Source organism: Pontibacter sp. HJ8 (genome assembly GCF_054824225.1).
In genome coordinates this window covers 1-10,193 of the sequence record NZ_JSYF01000492.1, presented here as the reverse complement: position 1 = coordinate 10,193, position 10,193 = coordinate 1, and the positions used below count along the sequence as shown (strand labels likewise).

The window sequence follows — 10,193 nt, the reverse complement described above, 5'->3', positions numbered from 1 at the left end:
TAGCATTTATTGAGTCAGATTCAATCAAGTGGCCGTTCAAAATATACAAAGCACTACTGTCTACCTTTAAGGCTGGAAAAGTTTTCTCAATCCAGTTGTCTACATACTCTTTACTTAAACTCTGCCCCTTCAAGCAAGTAGTGCCTATCACACATAGTATAAGGATATGGAGCAAAGTCTTCATTTCTTTTTTTTAATTGTAGCTTTTTGCTAACTACCAGATAAATGTGAACATACGGTTATTGGTACTATATGTGGGGGAGTATACTGATTAAAACAGGACATTGCTCACCTGATATTTTAAACATCTAATATACAATAATTCTTCCTTTCTAAATCACAGCATTCAAGCGGTAAAACTAAAACCGCCAGCTCTTTTCAGAACCGGCGGTCTCAATATCAAAGCTATAGCTTCTTTTCAATAGTCATAAATAATTTCCTGGTTCGGGAGTTTACCAAAGTTATGGCAGCATCTTAGTTGTCTACCTCTGTCAAAACAGGCCGGGTGTCCTGCGGGTCCCGCTTCTCATACTTGATCTTGAAGGCAGACAGATCCGGTTTATGCTTGCGCTCCCGGCCCAGCTCGTGCTTGTAAATGATCTGCCCTACATTATAGAGGAAGGGGTAGCCGACGGTGTCATATTCATACTTGCCATCGTTGAGCACGCCGTCGCTGTTCACATACACTGTAGCCGTCAGCATGTACTCTACCTGGTTTTCAAAATCTACCACATACGACACATCCGTCAGGAAGCCGTACGACCAGCCTACCTTGTTGAACACGCGTACCTGTTCGGGCATGCGGTGCGTGCTGTCGCGGAAAAAGAACTTGACGTAGCTGTCGTAAAACTCGGTAGTGTCATACTTGGGGTACGGCGTTTCGGATGGGTATTGCGACAGGTACCGGTACAGGAAATCGTAGTCGTCCGGGGTCAGGTTGAATCGTTGCTTTTTAGGCACCGATGCCGGAAACATCACCGATTGCAGTAGTTGTTGCAAATCCTCCAAGGGAAGTTTGTTGTGCCCCGTGAAATCAAAAGGCCCGTTCACCAGGCTGTCTCGGCTGTCGAAGTGCGCATTCCCCAGCTTGATCTCCTCACTGAAATCAATGGGGTCGGGGTTGTACAAAGACGGCTGGCTATACCTGGTGCTGCCGTCGGCATTCAGGAAACGAAAGGCGTTGGTGTGGCGGTTCTGTTCGGTGGTATAGCCTGCGAACTGCCGCACAATACGGGAGCCGCCGTAGCCCCTGCGGCGGAGGCTCCGATTGATTTCCTGCTGCCCGACAAACTGGTACAGCCGGTTGTAGGGGTCGTTCTCGCTGATGAGCAAGGCGCGCCGGATAAAGTGGGCGATGGAAGGCAACCCGCCGGCAGCCGACGCATCGGTGTGAAGGGGTTTCTGGCCCACGTTGCTGCTGTCAAAAACAACCGGTGTGTGCTTATCGATTCCTTTTTGCTGGATGGTGTTGAGCTTCTCCAGCGCCATGAAGGCCAGGGGGAGCTTAACCGTAGAAGCCGGGTTGAAGTATAGCTTAGGATCGTAATGAAAGTAGTGGTTTTTGAAAGATGGCTTGTTGTGCTTGTCGCGGTTGATCTCGGTGTAAATGATCTGCACGCGGTACTGGTCCGGGTTGCGGAGCACCTGGTTCAAGTTGTCGTTACCGGCTTTCGTCAGGATCTCCCTCAGAGATTTGTCGGTCCGTTCCTGGGCGATGGATGCTTTGCCGAAGTAAAACAGCAAGGCAAAGAGCAGTAAAGATCTATTCATGTAGCAATAGGGTTAGAGTCTTTTATTCGTTGGTACAGTCTCAGGTTTTTTGAAAGGCATTATTTATACTCCTTAAGCTCCAGGCTTACGTTCGTAAAGTTATCCTGAAACGCATTGACACCTGCTTCAGCCTCCAGTCGTATCTCGGTCGGACTTTTTAGTTGTGCTTTGAAACCAGTATGGGTTGTGGGAGTGGTTACAAAAAGAACACTTTTATCCGCATTTACAGCCCTGCTTAATGTCCCTGAATATTTCCCCTGGGAAATCCTAGACCAGGTTACGGTTAAGTTCAAGCTATTTTCCAGCACTGTAGCAACAGGAGGATTAGAGTCCTTCTGAGACAGCAAAGTGGTATAACTTTTATAAGGAGCTAATTCTTCAAAGCTTTCTTCCTTGCAACTGATAAGTAGGAATAAACAGGTGAACAAACATAATTTAGAAAATGTGATGGATAGCGTCTTCATTGTAAATTTTATAGTATGCTTTTATAAAGAACGGGCCTGGCTTTGAGGTTCAGAGCAACATTAAAGGTACCTCAAAACGTAAATTTGCAGTTACTGGCACAATATCCGGAAAGGTATAGCTGACTATACCCGAGTTTTACCCACTCTTATATTTTAATCATCTAATATACAAGAATTCCTCCTTTCTAACTCACTGAACCCAAGAGGTAAAAACAAAAACCGCCAGCTCTTTTCAGAACTGGCGGTTTTTGTATCAAAGGTTCTTCTTCTACTCGATTGTCTTGAACAGACGGTTCCACCTGATCTTGTCCAGGAAGCTGCCATAGGGGTCGGTAGACATCCAGATAAGTACGGCTTTGCCTACTACGTGGTCTGCCGGCACGAAGCCCCAGTAACGGGAGTCCAGCGAATTGTGGCGGTTATCGCCCATCATAAAGTAATAGTTCTGCTTGAAGGTATACTGGTTGGCCTCTTTTCCGTCAAGGTATAGCTTGCCGTCGCGTACTTCCGCATTGTCATTGTGCTCATACCCTGTAATCACTTTTTCATAGAAGGGGAGTGTTTCGGGGGTGATGGCCACGGTAGCGCCTTCTTTGGGGATATAGAGCGGGCCGAAGTTGTCCTTGTTCCACTCGTACTTGCTCGGCACATGCGGGAACACTTCCGCATCGCCTTTGCCCGGTTCGTCTTTCAGCAACATCGCCTCTTTGATGAAATCCAGGGAAGCAAGCGTTTTCGCTTTCTCCGGAGACGTATCTACGATGTAGCCTCCCTGCCACTGGATCACGTCGGTGATGTCGCGCTCCAGGAAGAACTTCTCACTTAGGCGCTGGTCCGTGGAAAGGAAATACTTGTACTGCATTTTCTCCGGGTTCTCTGCAGCTTTGCCATTGATGTATACCTGCATGTCCCTTATCTCGATGGAGTCGCCGGCAATGCCGATGCAGCGTTTGATGTAGTTGGTGCGCAGGTCGGCGGGGTGCTGCTCTTCCGGCGGATAGTTGAATACCACCACGTCGTTGCGTTTTACTTCAGAGAAGCCCGGCAAGCGATAGGATTTCAGCTGGATGGCGTCGGAGTAAGAAGGGATGTTGGTGCCCCAGATAGTCTGGTGGGTGAGAGGTACCTGCAGCGGCGTCATCGGGGTACGAGGCCCGTAGTGCAGCTTGCTCACAAACAGGAAGTCACCTACCAGCAGCGACTTCTCCATCGAAGGCGTCGGGATGGTATAGGCCTCAAACGTTGCCCAGCGGATCAAACTGGCCGCCACAACGGCAAAAAGGATGGCATCGCCCCACTCACGTGCAAAGCTCTTTTTCTTTTTAGGCGCTTTGGCAGCGGGTTTCTTTTCCCAAAACTTTACTTTCATGTATAAAGACTTTGTTACTATAGGTTCAGCATGTCTTTCATGCCATATACGCCTTGTCGGCCTTGCAGCCATTCCGCAGCCATCAGGGCTCCTTCGGCAAAGCCGGCGCGGCTGTGGGCAATGTGTCCGAGTTCTATCTGGTCTACTTCAGAGCTGTAGGTCACAATATGCGTGCCCACCACATCCGGTTCACGCTCCGACATGATATTCAGTTTTGATTTGTCTGAGTCATCGTCTGCCGCCCAGCCGGTCAGGGCAGGGTAGCTGGCCAGTATACCTTCCGCCGTGGTGATACCGGTGCCGCTTGGTTTATCCACTTTCTGCAGGTGGTGTATCTCGCGTATTGCAACCTGATACTCCTTATAGGCCTGCATTTTACCGGCAATATATTCGTTAAAATGGAAAAACAAATTAACTCCTACACTATAATTGGAGGCATAAAAGAAAGCGCCCTTGTTTTGCTGGCACAGCTGTTCTGCTTCGCTATACCTGTCGAGCCAGCCTGTGGAGCCGGAAACAACCGGTATACCCTGGCGCAGGCAGTAGGAAATATTATCGAAAGCTGCTTCCGGATGGGTAAACTCAATGGCTACATCCGTGTTGGCAGGGGTATAGGCATTAAGTGTTTCGGCGTTGGTATGGTCAATGGTGCCGGCTATCTGGTGGCCTTTGGCCAGGGCCATCTGCTCAATGGTTTTGCCCATTTTGCCATAACCGATCAAAAGGATTCTCATTTTGTTCTGGTGTAGAGAGTAAGAGTAAGACCCGGCGCAACACTGCGGTTCGCCGGCGTATGGAACAGGTCTGGCTGCAGGCGCAGGCTCAGATCATCACCCACTTCAAATTCTTTCAAATGGGCATGTACATAGGCTTCCGCGATGTTCATGGCGTATGCACCTACCGACAGGATAATGGTCAAGTCCCGGTTGCGGCGGTAAAAGTCCCGGCTGGAACGCAGGTTTTGCGCACCATTGGGGCGTTGATCGCCATAGATCGGATCGTTCATGTATTTATCTTTCTTATCGCGCCGCTGAATAGTTGCCTGCCTGAAATCCTGGTACTTGTCGTTGTTGTCGATGATAAAGTAGCCCAGCACAGCACCTGTGGCAAAGATAATGGGTATCTTCCAGTAAGCTTTGTTATAGGCTTGTCCCAGACCAGGGAACGCAGCAGATAGCAGGGCTGCTTTGCCGGGTCTGTCCAGGTTCTTGAGGCCACTCAGAAAAAACTTATTTTGCTGGGCAATTGAGTCTGTTTCAGGACTCAGGACCACTACCGAATCGGGACCTGTGGTGATTACCTGTGCATGGGCACTGGAAACCTGGAACTGAAGTGCCAGCCCCACCAGTAAGAGAACAATACCCGGTGCTACCCTCATGCCCTGACCTTAATAGTTAAGTAATTCCAGGATACGGTTGAGCTCCTCCACCGACACAAACGGGATCTTGATCTCGCCTTTTCCGTCGTTGTTGGCCTTTACCAGTATTTTTGTGCCGAACTGAGAAGAAAGGCGTGTTTCGACACCTTTTAGTTCTTCGTCATACCTGTTGAACACCAGTTTTTGTTGCGGATCAGGCTTTTTGCCGGCATTCTGCACATTGCGAACCAGCTCCTCTACCTTACGCACCGACAGTTCCTCGGCTACCACTTTCTTGAAAATCTCCAGCTGCTGCTCGATGGTGTCGATGTTGATCAGCGCGCGGGCATGGCCCATGCTGATCTGGTTATCGCGCAGGGCAATCTGGATATCGGGTGGCAGCTTAAGCAGGCGTAGGTAATTGGTCACTGTCGTGCGCTTTTTGCCTACCCGGTCGCCCAGTTCTTCCTGTTTCAGGCTGCACTCGGTGAGCAGGCGCTGATAGGAGAGGGCGATCTCGATCGCATTCAGGTTTTCGCGCTGAATGTTCTCGATCAGGGCCATTTCCAGCATCTGCTGGTCATCCGCCTTACGGATGTAAGCAGGAATTTCGTTCAGGCCGGCCATCTTGGCTGCTTGGTAGCGGCGTTCACCTGAGATCAGCTGGTACGTGTTCTGGTCGAGCTGACGAACGGTAATGGGCTGAATGATACCTTGTATGCGTATAGACTCAGCTAATTCCTCCAGTGCGGTTTGGTCAAAGTGCGTACGCGGCTGGTAGGGGTTCGTCTGTATCTGATCAATAGCTATATCTGCGATGGTATTGACTTCGTTAAGTGTGGAAGACTCTGTTTTTCCGGTATACTTGTTTCCCTCCAAAAGAGAGCCCAGGCCTCTGCCGAGGCCGCCTTTGCGGGGTGCTGCTGATTTCTTGTTGTCAGACATGTACGGATAATATTATTTCGCCAGCGTGACGCTGTTCTTCTCTGCTATCTCACGGGCGAGGTTCAGGTAACTCATGGCCCCCTTGCTTTCTGCGTCGTGCAGAATGGCAGGTATACCAAAGCTCGGAGACTCGCTCAATTTCACGTTTCGGGGAATAATGGTATCAAACACCATCTGCTGAAAGTGTGTTTTCACTTCTTCCACCACCTGGTTGCTCAGGCGCAAGCGCACGTCATACATGGTCAGCAGGATACCCTCAATGGAAAGCTCCGGGTTGAGGCGCGACTGTATGATCTTGATCGTGTTCAGGAGCTTGCCCAGCCCTTCCAATGCAAAATACTCGCACTGCACCGGTATCACGACGGAGTCAGCAGCTGTAAGTGAATTCACCGTGATCAGACCCAGGGAAGGGGAGCAGTCGATGATGATGAAATCATACACCTCTTTGAGCGGAGCCAGTGCTTCGCGCATCTTCTCCTCCCGGTTGGGTACGGTGATCATCTCCACTTCGGCACCCACCAGGTCGATGTGCGACGGAATGAGGTCCAGAAACTCGATGTTGGGCGAGTTGAGGATGATGTCCTGTATTTTAACATCCTCCACCATGCATTCGTATATGCTGGTCGTGATGCTGGCGGGGTCGAAGCCGAGGCCCGATGTGGCATTCGCCTGCGGGTCTGCATCCACCAGTAATGTTTTATAGTCCAGGGCCGCCAGGCTGGCAGCCAGGTTAATGGCTGTGGTGGTCTTTCCTACGCCACCTTTTTGATTAGCAACCGCGATTATTTTTCCCATCTTAAAATTATAGGTTTATAGTCTGACCTATTTGCATCAGTATAAGTTCCTTACCGGCCATTTCAGCCACTTCCTTCACCTCCTCATGGTCAATTCTGATGTAAGGGAAAGTATCGTAGTGCATACCGATTACCTTGTCGACCTGTACAAAATCAGCGGCTACCAGGGCATCGTGAATGTCCATGGTAAAGTTATCGCCGATCGGGAGCAGGGCAAAATCCAGGTCAAACTGCTCCGGGATCAGCTTCATGTCGTAGGTGAGGGCGGTATCGCCGGCAAAATAAAATGTTTGATTTTCTGTTTCCACCACATAGCCTGCTGCGCTCCCTGCATAGGTGCCATCGGGCAGCGAACTGGAATGTATGGCACTGACCATCTTGATGGTTCCAAACGGAAGGGTCACTTTACCGCCCGTATTCATCGGGTGGGTGTTCGCTATACCTTTCTCTCCGTACCAGGTGGCGATTTCATACGTGGCGATGATCGTCGCATCGTTGTTTCGGGCGATACGCTCTGCGTCGTGCACATGATCCTGGTGACCGTGTGACAGTAGAATGTAATCTGCCTGTATGCTGTCAACGTCTATGTCCGAGGCCAGTTCATTCGGGGAGATGAAGGGATCGAATAATATCCGATGATCCCCGATCTTAAAAAGGAAGCAGGACTGACCGTAATACGTTATTTCCATAGTTAACAGATTCTTCTTTCGTTCGCTCTGAAAGCTGATAGAGCATTTACAAAGATACAGTTTTTTGGACAGAAAGAACGCTGTTCCACGGGCGGCGAGCTATATTTTTATCCACGATTTCGGGGGTTATCCACATTGCCAGAGTGTCTGGGGAAGCTATACCCGGGCCGGATGGCAGGACAAGCTATACCCTGAAACGACCGGGGCGACAGTCGTTTTAATAACTGTCGCCCCGGGAGCTTATTGCATGCTTTTTGACTTACAGATGCTATACCTACCTGTTTTGAGGGTCTTCCGGGTAGCCCGGAGCCCGGGGATCGCGGTCTGTTCTGATCCTTTCCGTATCGACCTGCTGCTTGCGTTCGGTTTCGCGGATGGTCTCATCATGCTCCGACGTTTCTTTATGCAACCGGATCTCTTCTACCACGCGCTGCTCCTTTTTTACAACCGGTACTTCAGCATGTTCCACGATCTCGATCTCGCCTTCCTGGAAGTTGGTAACATCTTTTTCGGTTGCCGGGCGGTTGACAGGATGGCGCTCCACTTCCAGGTGTTCCTCGCGTAACCGCAGGTGCTCTTCTACGGGGCGCTCCAGAATACGGCTTCTCAGGCGTACACCCCCTGTTTCAACATCGCGCTTGCCGATGTGCACATTTTCTTCTATAACAGGTATAGTACCGGTTGGTGTGGCCGGCGCAGCGGTGGAGGATCCGGTTTTATCTTCAGCCGATCTTGTTCTGAGTTTTTCTTCGTGCTCGTCTACATCTACCGCACCATACTTATCGAGCAACTCTGCTGCCCGCCGGGCTTCTGCCTCTGACTGTGCATGCACGGTCACGACAGCGCTGTGCTCGGCTACGCGGGAATACTTTTCTGATTCGTGTTTGTCACCAAACAGGGAGTCAAATAATTTGCTGACCCGGCCGCTTCTTTCTTTTCTATAGGCTTCCTCCGGTGTAGATGTGACCCGGGCAGCAGTATGCCCGAGAGCAATGTCTACCTGGCCGGATGGGATGCCGCTGCTCATCAGCTGCTGGGCAGCCATTTGCGCGTCTACCCCATATTCAAAAATGCCGATTACTGTATGTTTCATAGCTTTGGTTTTTAGAGTAAAGGTCGTGTAAGTGTTTAGCGTCTTTCCGGGTCATCGTTTCGGAAGCGGTTCACATTCACCTCTTCCCGGCGAAGCTTTACCTGCTGCGAATCGTGTTCCTCGGTTCTGCGTTTGGTTACATGCAGTTCCTCTACCACCAGGATGCGTTTTTCAACGACCAGCACCTCGCGGGTAACAGGTATGATCATTTTATCCCCTTCGTAGCGAATAGGAGGTGGGGGAGTGTCGACATACTCGTTGATGGCCACGCGCTCGATGTGGGCTTCTTCGTACACTGTGGGCAGGTCAACGGTTACTTCTTCCTCGTGTACGTCTTTGGAAATACGTACCCGGCCGGTTTCCACGATCTTCTTGTCTACATGCACCTGCTCCTCGATTACCGGGATGGTTTCCGATCTGTCTCTTGCATGCGCAGCTTCTGTCTCCGCTCTGCGGGCATCGTTCTCATCGCCTTCCTTGCTGTACTCAACCCGTATGTCACGTTCCGATAAGGGTTCAGCAGGCCTGCTTTCATTCAGCTTCTGGTCAAATTCTGACGCTAATTTGTTTGGTTTCTTATTCATAGTTCTGAGTGTATACGCTGTTAAATGAATGCCAATAAACAGGTGTTGATTGGTCCAGTTTTTTTACGGGGGAGGATGTCTATTGTTTTGAATATAAGCTTATTGTAATAGTTTACATGGTGCGCCGTACTCATGAAAAGTTTGCAACAGCCGGTTCACCTATACCTGCTTCCTACCAGTGGGAGGAAAAAAAAGGCAGCCGCTAAGCGGCTGCCTTTTCAGTTCGTTTCGGAAACGAATTGTTAGACATTATCCGGACGTCCGGGTATGCTTCCCGGTCTTCTCGGATCAATTTCCCGGTTCGGATCGTTTTCAGGATTGAGTTTATCGACTTCTACATCCGTTTTGCGGACTGTACCGCGCACGGTCTCTTCGCGCTGCTCTGTATGTTTGCCGATCTTTATTTCTTCTACTACACGGGCCTCTTTGTTTACAACAGGTACTTCCTTGCGTTCCGTGATGGTAGTTTCTCCTTCCTTGAAGTTCTGGAAATCACGCTCAGTGGCAGGGCGGTTTACTTTGTTCCGCTCTATTTCGATATGCTCTTCGCGCAGTCTCAGATGCTCCTCAACCGGGCGCTCAACGATACGGCTTCTCATATGGATTCCGCCTGATTCAACTTCCCGCTTGCCTATATTCATACGCTCTTCCATGATCGGAATAGTTCTGTCTGTCACATCTGTGCGGTCTGTTCTATCCTGGGCTATACCTTGCGGAGGTGGTACGGCTCCTCCCGGCTGGGTTGAGGCCCGTCCCTGTGTCGTATTCTGGATATCACTTTCGTCCACATCCACTGCGCCACAGGTATCCAGAACTTCTGCTACTTTTTCAGCTTCCTGCCTGGAGTCAGCGTGTACGGTTACCACCCAGCCTTTACGGGCAGCACGGGTATGCTTTTCAGCAACATCGTTTGTACCGAATAAGGATCCGAAAAAGCTTCCTACACTGTCTGAGTTCCGATCTGTTGATCCGACTACTCGTTCAGCAGTCGTAGAACCTGGGTTGGCTATATCTATTTTATTGCGATCTATATGATGGGTACTTTCCAATTTCTGCACAGCAGTTTGTGCATCTATACCCTCTTTAAAAATTCCTACTACTGTTTGGCGTTCCATAGTCTTGTTAGTT

At 49.9% G+C, this 10,193-nt stretch carries 12 protein-coding genes; all 12 read right to left on the bottom strand.

The genetic code is table 11. From position 1 onward, the window contains the following. A partial coding sequence (locus tag OB13_RS18420) for a hypothetical protein (RefSeq protein WP_461491650.1) occupies positions 1-184 on the bottom strand: 184 nt, incomplete at its 3' end. A 290-nt stretch (positions 185-474) separates the two neighbouring features. Next, a complete protein-coding gene (locus OB13_RS18415; RefSeq protein ID WP_461491649.1) occupies positions 475-1,770 on the bottom strand; it encodes a serine hydrolase in 1,296 nt (431 codons plus the stop codon). A gap of 59 nt (positions 1,771-1,829) precedes the next feature. Further along, positions 1,830-2,234 (bottom strand): hypothetical protein, encoded by a 405-nt coding sequence (locus OB13_RS18410; protein WP_461491648.1) that lies wholly within the window; start codon positions 2,232-2,234, stop codon positions 1,830-1,832. Between the two features lie 268 nt (positions 2,235-2,502). Beyond that, positions 2,503-3,603 carry a signal peptidase I gene (gene lepB, locus OB13_RS18405; RefSeq protein ID WP_461491647.1) on the bottom strand — a complete coding sequence of 367 codons (1,101 nt, stop codon included), beginning with the start codon at positions 3,601-3,603 and terminating at the stop codon, positions 2,503-2,505. Positions 3,604-3,620: 17 nt separating this feature from the next. After that, the gene (dapB, locus tag OB13_RS18400; protein WP_461491646.1) at positions 3,621-4,337 is read right to left on the bottom strand and encodes a 4-hydroxy-tetrahydrodipicolinate reductase; all 717 of its coding nucleotides are present in this window, start codon (positions 4,335-4,337) and stop codon (positions 3,621-3,623) included. Then, a complete protein-coding gene (locus tag OB13_RS18395) occupies positions 4,334-4,981 on the bottom strand; it encodes a DUF5683 domain-containing protein (RefSeq protein ID WP_461491645.1) in 648 nt (215 codons plus the stop codon). The genes dapB and OB13_RS18395 overlap by 4 nt, the downstream gene beginning before the upstream one ends. A gap of 9 nt (positions 4,982-4,990) precedes the next feature. After that, positions 4,991-5,905: a ParB/RepB/Spo0J family partition protein gene (locus OB13_RS18390; RefSeq protein WP_461491644.1), complete on the bottom strand. Its 915-nt coding sequence runs from the start codon at positions 5,903-5,905 to the stop codon at positions 4,991-4,993. A gap of 12 nt (positions 5,906-5,917) precedes the next feature. Continuing rightward, positions 5,918-6,700 (bottom strand): ParA family protein, encoded by a 783-nt coding sequence (locus OB13_RS18385; RefSeq protein WP_461491643.1) that lies wholly within the window; start codon positions 6,698-6,700, stop codon positions 5,918-5,920. Between the two features lie 7 nt (positions 6,701-6,707). Next, a complete protein-coding gene (locus tag OB13_RS18380; protein WP_461491642.1) occupies positions 6,708-7,388 on the bottom strand; it encodes a metal-dependent hydrolase in 681 nt (226 codons plus the stop codon). 274 nt (positions 7,389-7,662) lie between these two features. After that, positions 7,663-8,481 (bottom strand): YsnF/AvaK domain-containing protein, encoded by an 819-nt coding sequence (locus tag OB13_RS18375; RefSeq protein WP_461491641.1) that lies wholly within the window; start codon positions 8,479-8,481, stop codon positions 7,663-7,665. Positions 8,482-8,516: 35 nt separating this feature from the next. Continuing rightward, a complete protein-coding gene (locus OB13_RS18370; protein WP_461491640.1) occupies positions 8,517-9,065 on the bottom strand; it encodes a YsnF/AvaK domain-containing protein in 549 nt (182 codons plus the stop codon). Positions 9,066-9,307: 242 nt separating this feature from the next. Further along, on the bottom strand, positions 9,308-10,193 hold an 886-nt coding region (locus OB13_RS18365), incomplete at its 5' end, for a YsnF/AvaK domain-containing protein (RefSeq protein WP_461491639.1).

Excerpts from the sequence above, each read along its gene's own strand:
- OB13_RS18415 (WP_461491649.1), bottom strand. The coding sequence starts at position 1,770 with ATGAATAGATCTTTACTGCTCTTTGCCTTGCTGTTTTACTTCGGCAAA.
- OB13_RS18410 (WP_461491648.1), bottom strand. The coding sequence starts at position 2,234 with ATGAAGACGCTATCCATCACATTTTCTAAATTATGTTTGTTCACCTGT.
- lepB (WP_461491647.1), bottom strand. The coding sequence starts at position 3,603 with ATGAAAGTAAAGTTTTGGGAAAAGAAACCCGCTGCCAAAGCGCCTAAA.
- dapB (WP_461491646.1), bottom strand. The coding sequence starts at position 4,337 with ATGAGAATCCTTTTGATCGGTTATGGCAAAATGGGCAAAACCATTGAG.
- OB13_RS18395 (WP_461491645.1), bottom strand. The coding sequence starts at position 4,981 with ATGAGGGTAGCACCGGGTATTGTTCTCTTACTGGTGGGGCTGGCACTT.
- OB13_RS18390 (WP_461491644.1), bottom strand. The coding sequence starts at position 5,905 with ATGTCTGACAACAAGAAATCAGCAGCACCCCGCAAAGGCGGCCTCGGC.
- OB13_RS18385 (WP_461491643.1), bottom strand. The coding sequence starts at position 6,700 with ATGGGAAAAATAATCGCGGTTGCTAATCAAAAAGGTGGCGTAGGAAAG.
- OB13_RS18380 (WP_461491642.1), bottom strand. The coding sequence starts at position 7,388 with ATGGAAATAACGTATTACGGTCAGTCCTGCTTCCTTTTTAAGATCGGG.
- OB13_RS18375 (WP_461491641.1), bottom strand. The coding sequence starts at position 8,481 with ATGAAACATACAGTAATCGGCATTTTTGAATATGGGGTAGACGCGCAA.
- OB13_RS18370 (WP_461491640.1), bottom strand. The coding sequence starts at position 9,065 with ATGAATAAGAAACCAAACAAATTAGCGTCAGAATTTGACCAGAAGCTG.